Origin of the sequence: Bradyrhizobium cytisi (genome assembly GCF_008123515.1) — a bacterium.
Taxonomy (GTDB): domain Bacteria; phylum Pseudomonadota; class Alphaproteobacteria; order Rhizobiales; family Xanthobacteraceae; genus Bradyrhizobium; species Bradyrhizobium cytisi.
The window spans coordinates 1-14082 of the sequence record NZ_VSSR01000134.1; the positions used below are offsets into that span (position 1 = coordinate 1).

Annotated in this window: 15 protein-coding genes and 2 pseudogenes; 13 read left to right on the forward strand and 4 right to left on the reverse strand. The window is 59.1% G+C overall.

Translation table 11 applies throughout. From position 1 onward, the window contains the following. The first annotated feature begins 518 nt into the window (after nt 1-518). The 3 genes and pseudogenes from FXB38_RS41565 to FXB38_RS41575 form a co-directional block, all read left to right on the forward strand. Entirely contained in the window at nt 519-2144 is a 1626-nt protein-coding gene (locus FXB38_RS41565; protein WP_210251007.1) for an SEC-C domain-containing protein, read from the forward strand. Further along, nucleotides 2144-2617 (forward strand): hypothetical protein, encoded by a 474-nt coding sequence (locus FXB38_RS41570; RefSeq protein ID WP_148756649.1) that lies wholly within the window; start codon nt 2144-2146, stop codon nt 2615-2617. Before FXB38_RS41565 ends, FXB38_RS41570 begins: the two co-directional genes overlap by 1 nt. Further along, a pseudogene (locus FXB38_RS41575) lies at nt 2583-3356 on the forward strand (DUF2130 domain-containing protein); the annotation flags it as partial. The gene FXB38_RS41570 and the pseudogene FXB38_RS41575, both read left to right, overlap by 35 nt. 204 nt (nt 3357-3560) lie before the next feature. Here the strand turns inward: FXB38_RS41575 and FXB38_RS41580 are convergent. Then, entirely contained in the window at nt 3561-3863 is a 303-nt protein-coding gene (locus tag FXB38_RS41580; RefSeq protein ID WP_148756650.1) for a hypothetical protein, read from the reverse strand. Nucleotides 3864-4055: 192 nt separating this feature from the next. Between FXB38_RS41580 and FXB38_RS44770 the strand changes: the two are divergent. The 4 genes and pseudogenes from FXB38_RS44770 to FXB38_RS41600 all read left to right on the forward strand — a co-directional run. Continuing rightward, nucleotides 4056-4112, forward strand: a pseudogene (locus FXB38_RS44770) (DUF3768 domain-containing protein); the annotation flags it as partial. A gap of 169 nt (nt 4113-4281) precedes the next feature. After that, nucleotides 4282-4698, forward strand: coding sequence for a hypothetical protein (locus tag FXB38_RS41590; protein ID WP_148756651.1), 417 nt, complete (start codon nt 4282-4284; stop codon nt 4696-4698). A gap of 312 nt (nt 4699-5010) precedes the next feature. Then, nucleotides 5011-5469, forward strand: a complete 459-nt coding sequence (locus FXB38_RS41595) for a helix-turn-helix domain-containing protein (protein ID WP_148756652.1) — start codon at nt 5011-5013, stop codon at nt 5467-5469. Between the two features lie 2 nt (nt 5470-5471). After that, nucleotides 5472-6062, forward strand: a complete 591-nt coding sequence (locus tag FXB38_RS41600; RefSeq protein WP_148756653.1) for a VapC50 family PIN domain-containing toxin — start codon at nt 5472-5474, stop codon at nt 6060-6062. Nucleotides 6063-6436: 374 nt separating this feature from the next. Here FXB38_RS41600 and FXB38_RS45270 read toward each other — a convergent pair whose 3' ends face one another. Then, nucleotides 6437-6826 carry a hypothetical protein gene (locus FXB38_RS45270; RefSeq protein ID WP_430640223.1) on the reverse strand — a complete coding sequence of 130 codons (390 nt, stop codon included), beginning with the start codon at nt 6824-6826 and terminating at the stop codon, nt 6437-6439. Here FXB38_RS45270 and FXB38_RS41605 point away from each other — a divergent pair. Then, the gene (locus tag FXB38_RS41605; RefSeq protein ID WP_430640222.1) at nt 6728-8005 is read left to right on the forward strand and encodes an IS5 family transposase; all 1278 of its coding nucleotides are present in this window, start codon (nt 6728-6730) and stop codon (nt 8003-8005) included. The genes FXB38_RS45270 and FXB38_RS41605 overlap by 99 nt on opposite strands. A 616-nt stretch (nt 8006-8621) precedes the next feature. On the opposite strand, the gene FXB38_RS41610 is transcribed toward FXB38_RS41605, so the two are convergent. Continuing rightward, nucleotides 8622-8804 (reverse strand): hypothetical protein, encoded by a 183-nt coding sequence (locus FXB38_RS41610; RefSeq protein ID WP_148756655.1) that lies wholly within the window; start codon nt 8802-8804, stop codon nt 8622-8624. 133 nt (nt 8805-8937) lie between these two features. On the opposite strand from FXB38_RS41610, the gene FXB38_RS41615 reads away from it, so the two are divergent. From FXB38_RS41615 to FXB38_RS41630, 5 genes are all read left to right on the forward strand, one after another. Beyond that, nucleotides 8938-9396 (forward strand): hypothetical protein, encoded by a 459-nt coding sequence (locus tag FXB38_RS41615; protein ID WP_148756656.1) that lies wholly within the window; start codon nt 8938-8940, stop codon nt 9394-9396. Nucleotides 9397-9912: 516 nt separating this feature from the next. After that, nucleotides 9913-10134, forward strand: coding sequence for a hypothetical protein (locus FXB38_RS41620; protein WP_246230619.1), 222 nt, complete (start codon nt 9913-9915; stop codon nt 10132-10134). A gap of 366 nt (nt 10135-10500) precedes the next feature. Next, entirely contained in the window at nt 10501-11583 is a 1083-nt protein-coding gene (locus FXB38_RS44425) for a cache domain-containing protein (RefSeq protein WP_246230620.1), read from the forward strand. Beyond that, complete coding sequence (locus FXB38_RS44430) at nt 11573-12379, forward strand: sensor domain-containing diguanylate cyclase (protein ID WP_246230621.1); 807 nt, start codon at nt 11573-11575, stop codon at nt 12377-12379. The genes FXB38_RS44425 and FXB38_RS44430 overlap by 11 nt, the downstream gene beginning before the upstream one ends. Beyond that, a complete protein-coding gene (locus FXB38_RS41630) occupies nt 12376-12699 on the forward strand; it encodes a PilZ domain-containing protein (RefSeq protein WP_430640221.1) in 324 nt (107 codons plus the stop codon). The genes FXB38_RS44430 and FXB38_RS41630 overlap by 4 nt, the downstream gene beginning before the upstream one ends. A gap of 722 nt (nt 12700-13421) precedes the next feature. Here FXB38_RS41630 and FXB38_RS41635 read toward each other — a convergent pair. Then, nucleotides 13422-13697 (reverse strand): ATP-dependent DNA ligase, encoded by a 276-nt coding sequence (locus tag FXB38_RS41635; RefSeq protein WP_148756659.1) that lies wholly within the window; start codon nt 13695-13697, stop codon nt 13422-13424. Nucleotides 13698-14082 lie beyond the last annotated feature (385 nt).

The window sequence follows — 14082 nt, forward strand, 5'->3', positions numbered from 1 at the left end:
CCGGCACCACCACCAATCAGGACGGTGGCGCACCCGGCACCAGTGCCGGCTCCGAGGGCTACGGCACTGGCGCCGAGACCGGCGTTACGGTGACTGTCAATAGTGGCGCCTCGGTCACCGGCAGCTTATCCAGCATCATTCTCGGCGATGCGACGGCGAGTTGATGGCTATTCTCGATCTCGCCGCAGGCCGTCGGAGGCCCGCTAGACCTGAAGTTATAACAAACGCGCTTGCAGGTCCCCGCAACCAACTTTTCCTCAGTTGGATCAATGAATTAGCCCGCCTCTGGCGGGCTTTTTCATTCCTTACGAGCCGCTACCAAACCGTTCCAAAAGAAACCGTTGTTTACCAGTAGGTTAGCGCTATTCCGCGCAAGATTCCCAACGGCTCCCAAAAACTCCACGGCACAAAACTGGCACAAAATGGCACAAAAATTTGTGCATCAATTCTGAATTGTTCATGCCGCTGATCGGCGCGCGGATGCGACCCGATCTCGTTCCGGTGTAAGCTGCTACATCGTGAGAACTGGGCGCAATCAAACCTGCCCGTGCGGCAGCGGACTGAAATTCAAAAAATGCTGCGGAAGCTACGCCGCTGGCGATCAAGCGCCTGCGTCGGACCACAACACGGCAGACATCCGACGTGCTTTCGAACAGCATAGAGCTGCTGAAAAAATTCGCGAACAGCAGCAGGGGTTCGGCCGTCCAATCGTTGCCTTTAAGGCCAACGACCAACAGCTCGTTGCGGTTGGAATGACATTGTATCACTCGCCAACCTGGAAAACGTTTCCCGATTTTCTCGCCGATCATATTAAGCAGGTTCTGGACCCCGCATGGGGCAATGCCGAGTTGGCGAAGCCCTTTGCCGAGCGTCATCCTCTTATCCAGTGGTACGACGCTTGCTGTCGCTATCAGCAGAGCATGATCAAAACGGCGGGTGAGCCCACCGCCATGAACGTCACCGGCGTCGTCGCCTGCTATCTCGGGCTTGCCTACAGTCTCTATCTCATCAAGCACAACGTCGAACTGCAGGAACGTCTTGTTCGGCGGCTCAAGATCGTCGAGCAGTTTCAGGGCGCCTACTACGAGTTGGTGGTGGCCAACATCCTGATCCGTGCGGGTTTTGAGCTCACTCTGGAAGACGAGACCGACGGAAAGACCAAGCACTGCGAATACGCCGCCGTATCGAAGCGCACGGGAAAGAAATATTGGGTCGAGGCAAAAATGCGCTCGGTCGCGGGCTTGCTGGGCAAAACGCAGCGCGATGGAACGACGGATATGAATCCGCTGAATCGCCTAATCCCCCAACTTAACGACGCGCTCGCGAAACCGGTGGCGGATGAGCGGCTCATCTTCATCGATCTCAATACCGAGCAGATCATCGATGCCGCCGGCAAACCGCCTTGGATTGAGAATGCCGCCAGGCGACTTGAGCAATATGAAAAGCGAGAACTGGCGCCAGGCCTGACGGCCCATCTGTTTGTGACGAACTTCGCCTTTCATCGCTTTCTGAATGATCAGATGCCTCTCGCGGCTTTCCCTTTCGGCCTTGGGTTGCCCGATCTAAATCGGCCCGGCACGCGCCGCGTATCCGAGGCGTATCGCCTGAAGCAAAAATATATCGACATGCACCATATCGGTGAAGCGATCTTGTCCTACGGTCGCTTCCCAACCACATTCGACGGCAGTCTGCCATCCGAGGCGCTTCACGGCCGGTCACGTGCCATCATCGGCGAGACGTACAGCTTCGGTGATCCAGCTAAGGGTGGCCGCATCGGGAGGGTTACAAGCGCCTGCGTCAGTGAAGATGCTAGTGAAGCATGGTATGCCATCGTCGATCCGAACGGCAACTCTTCGCTTATCAAAGAACCGATGTCTGCGGACGAACTGGCTGACTATCGCGCCCATAAGGACTCGTATTTCGGACGAGTCAGGCCTGTGGGCGGAAAAACCGAAGATCCATTTGAGCTGTTCGAATCCTTCGTGGAGAGCCATAACTGGATCACACATGAGCAATTGCTCAACAACCTCGCCGGCTCGCCCGACATCGAGACGCTTCGAGCCTTAAGCCGTGACGACTTGCTCTACGAATATTGCGAGCGGATGGTGGCCAGTGCGATGGCCCAGTCGAAGCAGGCTTCGTAGTGGCCTTCACCGCGCACTCGACGTCAGATCTCGATCGTCACTTCCAAGCGCTCTGGCACCGCGCATGCAACGCGTCGTCGCTTGGTGCGTTGACCCCTGAGCTGATTCAGTTGTGGGCCACGGAACGCGGCCTCGACGTGACAAGCGTGGAGGAGCGCGAGGTTGGGATTTTCGCAAGGACTCCCGCCGTCGTGCTTGCCGTCGGCGACATCAAGGCGTGTTTCCCGAAGATCCAGCCAACAGGCGATCCGAGCTGGGAAGCGCGGCGGCTAGCGGCCGAAGCAAAGGCCACGTTGTGGGAGAAAATGGAGTGGTTCTCTCCCTTCTGGATTCCAAGGGACAAGACGGAAAAAATTCTCGCCGACGCAAGACTTCGTACGAGAGAGCAGGCCATCCAGCTCTTCAACTATCATACGTCGACCTTGTACACCTTGGCCTATGAAGGCCCGCTTGTCGACCAAGATGGTGGGTGAGACCCTTGAACAGCACTGTGAGACCGAGTTCAACCGGGTGCGCTCGATGGCGTTTCCGCGCGCCTATTTCGAGAAGGACAACGACGCGCGGACCGGCAGCAAGGGCGATTACATCTTCCGCGACTCGGACGAGGCTGGCACCGAGCTCATCTCGATCATGTTCGAGATGAAGAACGAGAGCGACAAAACCGCGACGAAGAGCAAGAACGAGGACTTCCTCAGGGAACTTGATCGGGATCGCATCGAGAAGGGCTGCGAGTACGCGATCCTGGTCTCATTGCTTGAACCGGACAACGAGCTCTACAATACCGGCATCGTCGACGTCTTTCACCGTTATCCGAAGATGTACGTCATCCGGCCGCAGTTCTTCCTGCCGATGATTACGCTGCTGCGCAATGCCTCTCTCAATTCCCTGAAGTACCGGACCGAGCTGGCGCTCGCTAAAGCCCAGAATATCGACATCACCCAGTTCGAAAGCCAGCTGGAGACGTTCAAGAACGGATTCTTGAAGAACACTGATCTCGCTTCCAGGCACTTCCATACCGCGATCACCGAGATCGATAAATCCATCGATCACCTGCAGAAGACGAAGGATGCGTTGATCGGCGCTGACCGCAACCTGCGCCTTGCGAATGACAAGGCGCAGGACGTGACGATCAAGAAGCTGACCCGGGGTAACCCCACGATGGCAGCGAAATTTGCGGAGCTTAAGAGCCCGCCCGCAGAAGCGGCTGAATAAGGCTGCGAAGCGACTTCCTCATGCGATTAGCAACGCGGGGGCGCTGAGGCAATCGTCTTGCCGACCAACCGTAAGGTCGCATAATCGTGGTTGCGATTTTGCGATTATATGTCGCTGGCGAGATGCCTCATGCCGTACCGACACCGATAGTTCAGCAATTCTCACTTCGCGGGGCCGTCGCCGCCAGCAATGCGTCGGATTGCCTCAATCACTTCGCGGATATTGGGTCTCGTTCTGAATCTTCGTCCAGTTCACACGCCCACGCAGCGCGGTCTTCTGGACAACGATCCGATCGACCGGGCAATGAGGTGGCGCAGGGATGTGGCCGAGGCACCAGTAATATTGCAGGGCAGGGTTCAACAGCTTCTGCGCCACGCCATATCTGTAGCTGCCGTCACGTAAAATGTCAGGGACCGCACGCGATCCAAACTCCATCAGGCTGGCGATATTCGTGTAGTGCTGTGGCTCGCTACAGGCGGTCTCGTTCGGCGGCACAGTCCTCTTCACGCTTGGCGTCACCAGCCTGTCCATCGAGCGCCAGACTCAGTTGCTAGAGCTGGTGCGCACGTTCGACCGCTTCACCCTGGGCAACGATCCCCACGGAGAGCACGACTTCGGCAGCATCGAGCTCGATGCAACGCGTTTCTTCTTCAAGACGATTACTACGATCGCGCCAGCGAATTCGCATCGCCCGAGCCGGCTGATCCGACCGTCACCAGACGCGTGATGACGATCATGCGAGCCGACGAGTACTAGGCGGCGCCGACATGACCAAGATGCTCGACGTCAACGAGATCTGTGATGCGATCGTGGGCTCTACGCTCGATGTCTCCAGGCAGCATACTCTGAGTCGACAGAGGTTCACGGATACATCTAAGATGTCGAGGGAGTAAGTTCGCCGGAAGCCGGGTAGGGGTGTGGGGCAGTGAACTTCCAGGTGACGGTTCTCAAGGTGCTGGTCAGCTATCGAGATGGGTTCGCCGTGATGGCGGACCTTAAGCGCGATATGGCGATCCTGGCGACCAGCGGACGGGACTGGGCCGAACGCACGAAGCGATTGGCAGCCCGCGTACCCGACTTGGATATATTCTCCCAAGGTCTCATCGTGCGGATGAACGGTGGCTGGCGTGTCACCGACAAGGGGCGCTCGGTTCTCGAGATCATGGAGGCGCGGTCCGCACCCGCCCAAGCAACGGGGCTAACTCCAGTCCGCGCCGTCGAGGAGCCGACGCCGGCCACGACTTTGTCACCGATGTCTTCGATAGCGCCAGTTCGGCGCAAGCGCGACCGAAAGCGGCGCCAACGGGACACTGTACGGCGAAGACAGGCGAGCGCGTCCTAAGGAAGGTCGGTGGGGGCTGGACCGCCGCAAATGACGCGTAAGATGTTGATTTACATAAGCTTTTCTGATTCGCATAACCTTCATTTTGGAATTTATTCCTAGCGGGGAAAGCTAGAGCTTTGCGAACCCGGTATTTCCGCGCCCAGCTCATGAGCAGCGGCAGCGCCAAAAGCTCCTCATGGATCAACTTGCGACACGAGGGGAGGGAGCCGGGAAAGCCAGACAAGGAACTTTAGGGCGTTTCGTTTATTTCACTTGTTGCGTTTATTTCGAATATGGCGTACGTACAAAGCCGTACAGGGAGAAGATGCGATGACGATGCCAGCTTACGCTGAAGAGCTGGGAGGTACTCGACTGCCTTCCGCGAGCGAGAAGGCAGCAGCCAACCAGCTTCGTCAGATACTCGCGTCGCGCGCGACGGGAGATGCTAAACTGCGCGTGCTCGACGACACGCAAAAGGCTGCTGAGATAACCTTGTCGCCGGCGCTGTCGAGCCTCTTGATGGAATTGCTTCGGCATATCGGTCGCGGCGACGCGGTGACGCTCGTGCCTGTGCATGAGATGTTGACTACGCAGCAAGCTGCCGACATCCTGAATGTCTCACGTCCGTTTCTGGTCTCGCTCCTCGAGAAGAACGAAATTCAGCACGTGACAGTGGGGCGTCATCGCAGGATTCGGGCAGAGGACCTATTCGCCTATAAGCGCACGCGTGATGAGAAGCGAGGTAACGCGCTTGGGAATCTCGCTGAGCTGGACGCGGAGCATCTGTAAGCTTGTTTGCAAACCGTTTCACCGCATTTATCGACGCGTGCTCGCTTGCCAGCGCGCTCAAAAGGAACTTGCTGCTCTCCTTGGCGGAGGCGGAATTTTTCCGCCTCCGCTGGTCGAGCCGCGTCCTAGATGAGACCGAAGCAGCTATTGAAGAAATTTTGAGCGGCAAGGGCTTTGAGGATGCGACGGCGCGCGCCGAGCGGGCGCGCGCCAGCATGGAAGCTGCCTTTGAAGACGCTATGGTTACGGATTTTGACAACTTCTTGCCGGTTGCGGCGGGTCTGCCCGATCCAGGCGATCACCACGTGGTTGCTGCGGCGGCCAAGACGCAAGCCGCAATGATCGTAACGGAAAACCTTAAAGACTTTCCGGCGGCAGTTCTTTCCGACCTGAATATGGAGGCGAAATCCGCGGACGCTTTCATTGCGGATACTATTGCACTCGACGAAGCTCGCGCCGTTGCGGCCATTCGGCGTATGCGCGAACGTTTCAAAAAACCGGAAATGACGCCAGCCGAGCTACTGCTAGTGATGGAGGCTGCGGGACTGATCGAGACGGTTGACCTGCTAAGGCCACACATCGAATCGCTCTAGCTGAACAACGAGCCTCGCAACCGGACGTTCGGTATTAACTGAACGGGGCTTTCGGCAGCTGAGATCGGCGCAAGTTTGTATTTCGGATATTCCATAATCTATGCTATGCGACGCCGCGCGAGGCCCTCTTCAATGACTTCGGATCACCAAGGCCGGGGCCGGCTTGCGGGAGATCGTGGCACCCGCCGCTAACTGGTGTCGCTGGACGTGAAGTGGGGCGAGCGGGGTGGTGATGTCCGCCTGACTGATCTCCGGTGTGGCCCCAGCCATCCGGTGCCGCCCCCTTCGCTCCAGGTGAGCCGGCGGGCCTGTCGCGTGCAGGGCGGCGCCCGAAGTGCTTGCGATCGGCAAGGCGGACCTGAATTGGTACCCGCTCACATCTCTCTGTGCCCGACACCACAATTGGTGCCGGATTCGAGCTCACCACTTTCACTGAGGCGAATCTGTCGTCCGTGAAGAATGCCCAAGTCGTTGATTTGGATTCTTAAACTGACGATCTGTGGAAATCGAATTTGCCGGATATCGGCTGTTCGAAGGGGGATTCCTTGCGAATTTGATTCGTGATTCTCTGTCGTATCACTGCTTCGGCGGAGGGCGGGATGCGGCCACGGGAACGGCGGGAAACGGGCGAGCAGGATCTGTTTCGCTCCCGGCTTGATCAGATCATCGATATGAATCATCCGCTGGCGAAGCTGGCGCGGACGGTGGATTGGCGGTTTCTGGAAGGCCGCTTCGGCGAGGTTTACACGGATGATCCGGGTCATCCGCCGCTGCCGACACGACTGATGGCGGGGCTGGCGGTCCTTAAGCACAGCTATGACCTGTCCGATGAGGTACTGTGCGAGCGCTGGGTCGAGAACCCCTATTACCAGCACTTCTGCGGCGAGGAGTTCTTCCAGCACCGGCTGGTGTTCGATCGTTCGTCGCTGACACGCTGGCGCAACCGCATGGGCGAGGAGCGGTTGCAGGCGCTGCTCCAGGAAAGCCTGTCGGTCGCCACCAGGACCAAGGCGATCAAGCCGTCCGAACTGTCACAGGTGATCGTCGACACCACCGTGCAGCCCAAGAACGTGATGTTCCCCACCGATGCCAGGCTGCTGAACCGGGCGCGCGAGAAACTGGTGCGGCTGGCGAAGCAACACGGAGTGATTCTGCGCCAGTCCTATACACGGGTCGGCAAGTTCGCCCTGATCCAGCACCAGCGCTATGCCCACGCCAAGCAGTTCAATCGCGCCAAGCGGATGCTGAAGAAGCTGCGCACCTTGCTCGGCCGCGTCATTCGCGACATCACCCGCAAGATCGAGAGCGACAGCAAGCTCGAAGCAGCGTTCGCACAGCTGCTGATGCTGGCGCGGCGCGTGCACGAGCAGCAGCAGCGCCAGCGCGGCCCGAAGGTCTATTCCCTGCACGCGCCGGAAGTCGAATGCATCGGCAAGGGCAAGGCCCATCGGCCTTACGAGTTCGGCGTCAAGGTCTCCGTCGCCACCACCCTCAGCCACGCCAAGGGCGGCCAATTCGTCACCCACGTAAAGTCGATGTCGGGCAATCCCTACGACGGACACACCTTGGCAACCGTGATCCCGGAGATGGAGGCGCTGGTCGGCAACACCCTCGATCGCATCTTCGCCGACAAGGGGTATCGCGGCCACAATGCACCACCCGACCACAAGTTCAGGGTCTTCATCTCTGGCCAGAAACGCGGCGTCACACCCAAGATCAAACGCCAGTTACGCCGCCGGGCAGCCGTCGAACCCGTGATCGGCCATCTCAAGGCCGAGCATCGCATGGGCAGAAACTATCTCTGGTACCGTCAGGGCGACGCTGCCAACGCCATCCTCGCGGCTGTCGGCTACAACTTCCGCCGCCTGATCCGCTGGCTCAGGCTTTTGTGCTGCCAGATTCTCGTAGCCCTCATGGCAACCCTTCAGCCCGCTCCGGCCTGAAAGCAGCGTTCTTCACGGACGACGAATCTATTGCGAGCGAAAAGCGCTGGTGATCTCTGCGGACACTCACAATGCCCCTGCGCGAAGGCAGGAGGGCGTGACCGTCATTGCCTCGACGCTATCAATGAGGTGCAGGGGATCAATCCCGGTTGACTGCCGGCATCCTGAGGGTACGACGCGCCTGCGTTGAGTACATCGGGAGACCGGGACACGCCGACCCCTTTTGGGTCGAGGAAGCACGAGATGCAGAGTCGGCTGTGCGACCCGGCACAGATCTTCTGTCACAGATTGCATTCGACTCCTAACGCCTGTAACAGCTCGGGCGTTAAGCGCAAAGTGAGAATCTGTTCCTGGCGCGTGGCTTCCAGCGAGCGCTTCGCACTACCAGAGTCCTATGTCCGACCGATGCGCTTCTCTACCTCGCTTGCCAGCTTACCGTAGTCTTCGGCCAGCCTCAGCCACTGCTCCCGCTGGTCCCGATCCGCGGCCGCTTGTGCCTTCTCGCGGCACTCGGCCTCTTGCCTGCGAATGTGATTGAGGTTGCTCATGCAGGTCACATAGCGCGCCAGACAGGACAATGGACCCTGGGAAATTTCCCAATAGAAGCGCCTTTGCTTCAGCGCTGGTGACCAAGCCCGATCCTGAGTTGGTGCGCTTTGGCCCGCAGCGCCGGCACAGATCGCTTCATCTCCTTGGAGACTTTTGTGACGGGCGTCTTGGCCTTCGAATGCGCCTTTAGAGTCTTCAGGTCGTCCTTGGTGTAGATCTTCCGGACGGGGGTTTTCTTGGTTTTGGGCACCTTGTCGTCTCCAGGTTGGTTATGGCCGGCGAGCGCTTCGCGCTGACAGTGTTCCGCGGCTCTCCTCAGAGGATGCCGGGGCGCCGGCACGCGGTCTGAACGATGCAAAGGAGGATGGCGTTCCGCAAACCTTATGCAAATCATCCGTGCAAGCGGTGGCGTTGACATCGCGAAAAAACCCAATTGCAGCGAGCGCCCCGCGCTGATAGTGCACAGCCCCGCCGCGTTGGAGTGCCGCCGTGAAGACCACTGTTGTCGTTGCCGCCGCCGTCCTCGTCACGATCTCGCCGGCGAGATCGCAGACCGAGGAGAAGACCGCAACGACGATCGGCGAGTGTACGAGGGGCATGTCCGCTCTCGCTTCTTGTGCCTATCGCAGGGCATCCGGCTGCCGACCTACGAGGAGATACATCCGGGTTCGTCCGCCAGCATCGAAGGAGCCAGGAAGGATTACTCCGCGTTGTACCAGCTGGGCGCCCAGAAGGGCATCGCGATAGCCAACGACACCTTCGGCTCTGATGATGATACGGTGCCGTTCTTCTGCAAGATGCTGGAGGAGCAGACCAAGAAGTTCGGGCAGAAGAGGCCATGATCTTCTCGCCCACCGCCGTCCTGATCTCGGCGCCATTTCCCTCACTCACGTCGCCTGTACCGCCCCTCTCGCTCCTCTGCCGCCTCGGTTAGTTGCCTGAAAACCATCTGCAAGCCGCAGCCAGCTAAACGCGGGTTCGGGTCAATGTTCCGTAGTTCTACCGAGAACGGAGAACAGAACCTGGGAAATCTCCTGGCGACAGATCACGAACGGCCCGCGAGCGCTCAGCGTCATAATATTCGACCAGGCGCACTACCGATTTACAGGTCGGGCATTCATAGGACATTATATCGTACTCACTGGTTATAGGCACCCGCTCACTCGCCTCACGCTCGACACCGCAGCTGATGCAGAGCGGATTCGACGTCATCACCTTCACCGAAGCAACTCCATTTTGTTCAATCAGTGATTGTTGCCCTCCAGGATGTATCGAAGCTTAATTACCGGTGCCGTAATAATACCCACCCGGCGCGGCCAGCCGTGCTAGAAGTTCCCCGGCTGGAAAGAGGCTCGGGATTGGCAATCTACCGACTGCTTGAGAAGCACCCGATGGGCGCCGAGGAGGTCAAATGCCTGGTGGCCGCATACGAGCAAACTTTACGTGCGCTTGGGATTCAAGATCGGGGCGATCCCCTCGCCGAGTTGGTGGCTCGAAAGGTTTTTGAAATCGGACAAGAAGGGCTCAAACAGCCCGGCCAGATCTGCAAATTGGCAGTCAAAGAGCTTCGGATCCTCTGAGTCCTGGCGATTTCAAGCGTGGAGCATGATCAAAACGGCCCCAGCGGGGGCTGCAGGCTGGGGCCGCCATTCCGCACCAGACGGTAATCGGCGGTAATGCGTCCAGTGGACTGAACCAAGTTCGTCGGGAACTTATGGTTCCAACGGCGCTGAATATGGACAAGCGAGATACCGTATTCCCCCCGCGGGTCCCCGATTCCGTTCGCTTTTTCAAGGATCTGTTAGTCAAAGCGGCGGATGTGCCTAAAACCGGCCTCAGGTTGTTAGGCGTTTAGAAGCAGAAGTTGATGATCATCGCCATGCAACCGAGCAGGTGCGATGGCCACTTCCGCGCTACACTAATCAATCCACCGCAAGCCACACGTCGTGGTTGGAGCATTCCTGGCTTTGATGCTGGCGTGCGTGCTCGGCCTGGTAGCCTGGAAGGCGTCGGTCGCGCGGGACGCAACGCTGAGCCGGGCGCAGGAAGACCTGAAAAATCTGACCCGCTCGCTCGCCGAGCAGGCAGCTCACGCCTTCAAGGCGCCGGACGTCGCCATGGCAGGGATGGCGGACCTGCTCAAATTTCAAAACCCGTTACCCGAACGCTTCAACGCCTATCTGGTCGCCACCACAAGAGCCATGCCGCAAATCCAGCAGATCGGCGTCCTCAACCCGGAAGGCAACTGGCGGTACGGCTCCTTCGCCGCTTTGCCTGCCCACAACAACTCGGACCGACCCTATTTCATCTACCATCGCGACAATCCCAGCCCGAAGATGCTGATCAGCGGTCCACTGAACCTGAGAACCAATGGGCGACCATCCATCATTCTGTCGAGACGGATCAGCACGTCCAGCGGTGACTTTGGTGGCGTCCTGATCGCAGCGATCGATTGCGATTACTTCGGCGACTTCTACCGATCATTCCAGATCGGCTCGCACGGCGGCGTCAGCCTTTTGTCGACGGACGGAACGTTGTTTGCGCGTTGGCCGGCGGTGCAAACAGGTCGAAAAATTGCCGACGTCCCGCTCTTCCAGGAGCGCTTGAGCGAGAGCCGCGCCGGATCTTATAAGATCAAATCACCATTCGACGGTCTGTCCAAGTACATCGCCTATGAGCAAAGCACAGAATATCCCGTTCTTGTGACGGTGGCGCGAGCAGAGAACGATGTGCTCGCAAGTTGGCGAACCGACCTGGTCTCAGACGCGCTGGTGGCCGGGCTGATGATTGCAATTATTATGGCGATGGCCGCGCTGTTGAGCAGCCAATTCCGCTTCAGAACCCGACTCGAGCAGTCGCTGCGAGAACGGGAAGCAAGATTTCGACTGCTCGCCGACAACATAGCCGACATCGTTATCGTCATGGATCGAAAAGGCTACCTGCGCTATGTGTCACCATCTGTGGTAGCGGTACTCGGAAAAAAACGAGGACGAGTTCCTGCGGCGCCTGTGCCTCGACGTGATTCATGAAGATGACCGCGAAAGGGTGTTCGTCGCGAGTCGCGAACTGCGCGGCCCAACCACGTCCAGCTCGGTACGATTTCGCGTCAAGCGTGGCGATGGTGGTACGGCTTGGCTCGAGGCCAACTTCAAGTTGGCCGAAATCTCAGCCGGTACCGAACAGGAGATCGTCGGAGTTCTTCGAGACGTCACCAGCCAGAAGGCTGTCGAGGATGAGTTGTCGTCAGCCAATTTGAAGCTGGCGCAGCTTGCGACCACCGATGGTCTGACGAGGCTTGCGAACCGGCGTAGCTTCGACGCCTTCCTCCGTGACGCCTATGCCAAGCATACTGTTCTCTCGGTGCTCCTGATCGACATTGATCACTTCAAGGGCTTCAATGATGCCCTCGGCCACCAAGCCGGTGATGGCTGCCTTCAGCGTATTGCCGAGGTGATCGGAAGCGCCACCGCAAACACCGGCGGACTGTCGGCGCGGTATGGCGGCGAGGAGTTCGCTGTGGTCCTGCCCGGCGTTGACGAGGAGAGGGCAACGAGGGTAGCGCACGCAATTCGGCTGTTGGTCCGGCGGCTGGAAATCTTCCATCCGCGGTCGCCACGAAAGTACGTCGCGATCAGCGTGGGCGTCGCCGCAAAGGGCGATGCGACCACCGATGAGATGGCGCTCACCCGTGACGCCGACATAGCTCTGTACCACGCAAAAGAGCAGGGGCGGGACTGCACGGTTGCAAGCTCCTTGCTGGTGTCCTCGCGTCTGGAAATGCCATCACTCGTTCCCTCTCTTGCTGATCTGGAAAGCGCGCTATGATGCCGCCAGACAAGCGAGCGGCGCGCCGAGTTTCGTTCGACAGGGCAATTCCGGCAAATATGATGGCGATCGACGGAACGTGGCAGCGTGCTTGCACCGTAAAAGACGTGTCTGACAGCGGAGCCAAGCTGATTGTGGACGGACCGGTGCGGGGGCTCAAGGAGTGCTTCCTGATGCTCTCATCCACCGGCCTTGCGTATCGCCGATGTGAACTGGCTTGGGTGAACGGTGGCGAGATCGGCGTGACCTTCATAAGGCACGGTCACAAGAAGGCGACGAAAGCGAACATTGCTGTGAGCCATCCTCAGCAGCCGGGCTGAGTTGACGCCGAGCCGTTCCCTATGTCGGATCGGGAACAAGGCAGGTTGCGGCGGAGTGTGGATTGCCAGCGCAACCTAAATAGCGCCGGTGATCCCTGCGGACACTCTCAAATGCCTCGGCCCGAGGGCAGCAGGCGTGACCGTCATTGCCTCGATGCTATCGATGGAATGCGCGGGATCAATCCCGGTCGACTACTGCCACACACCTGGACGGCTCATTCGTCCCAAACGAGGCGGTCGCACTGAGTGCATCGAAAGAGAGCGACCGACCTCCCATTCCGGGTGTCGAGCAATGTCGTAACCTCCCGCGTCATCCCGCCACAAGAGGAACAGCTGCGATCGAAGGGCCGTTTCCCCTGCTTCGGATGTCCGCTGACGAATTGCATTTGCCTGTCCTAACGCACGATGCGACTGAAAAGGGCTCGGCCGTTAAGCGCAAAAGTGAACATTTGTTCCCGCTTCGACGACAACCTTAACGATAGGGTTGCCGATCGGGGTGCGGCGGCGGGGGAACGGCTACTTGTTCCCCTCCGGCATGTCCCGGTTAGCTTCGCGCATGAAGGGGACAGTGGAAATCCTGGGCCATAACGTCGAGGAGCTGCGCCGGCTTCTCGATCTACGAGAACAGGCTAAGCAGCCGACGGAGCCGCGCTACGACCGCCCGGGCCGAATTATGGCTTGGCTGAAATGGCGGCATCGCGCCGAGCTGCGCCGGCAGCAGGTCAGAACTGATCCATCGACCGGGAGAACGCCGGGTGCGCCCGGTTCTTGACTTTGAACCAGTCGCAGACCTTCGGCCGGTAGCCGCGCTCGCGGTGCTTGGAGACGATGCCCTCGAGTCCGAACTCGCAGGCCTTTCGGAACAGGTCCGGGCCGATCTCGCCAGCCTCGAATGCTGCGACGAAGGTGCCCTCCGGCCGGCGCTCCAGGATCTTTGCGAGCTTCTTCTTGCGATCCTCAAGTTTGAGCCTCCGCAGGTCATCGCCGTCGCGGATCAGGCGCCCGCGGAGCTATCGTGTTTGATGTCGTGGATCCAGTCGGGGGGCATGGGGCCTGACCTTCCGGGCCGTGTGTCTGCAAAATTCAAATGGTCGGCGGCGAACCGGCGCGCCAACTCCAGCGCTAAGTCCTCAGAGGCTTCCCGCGACCAGTCGTCGACCGGAGTGAAGGCGACCTACCCGCAGCACCCGGCCGTACTGGCCGGTGAGCAGGTCGGCGAAAAGCCCGTTGCGGCCGCCGGCAAAATGGGCACTCATCAACGCTAAAGTTGCTATCGCTCGAAGGTGTAGTGGCAGGGGCGGCCGCGCTACCCCGTAGATCCACGGAATCCAAAGCTCGCCTTAACCACGGCGGCACCGGGGCTGCGGATTCCGGGGATTGCGG

Excerpts from the sequence above, each read along its gene's own strand:
- FXB38_RS41595 (WP_148756652.1), top strand. The coding sequence starts at position 5,011 with ATGACGATGCCAGCTTACGCTGAAGAGCTGGGAGGTACTCGACTGCCT.
- FXB38_RS41615 (WP_148756656.1), top strand. The coding sequence starts at position 8,938 with ATGCAAATCATCCGTGCAAGCGGTGGCGTTGACATCGCGAAAAAACCC.
- FXB38_RS45270 (WP_430640223.1), bottom strand. The coding sequence starts at position 6,826 with ATGACCCGGATCATCCGTGTAAACCTCGCCGAAGCGGCCTTCCAGAAA.
- FXB38_RS41630 (WP_430640221.1), top strand. The coding sequence starts at position 12,376 with ATGATGCCGCCAGACAAGCGAGCGGCGCGCCGAGTTTCGTTCGACAGG.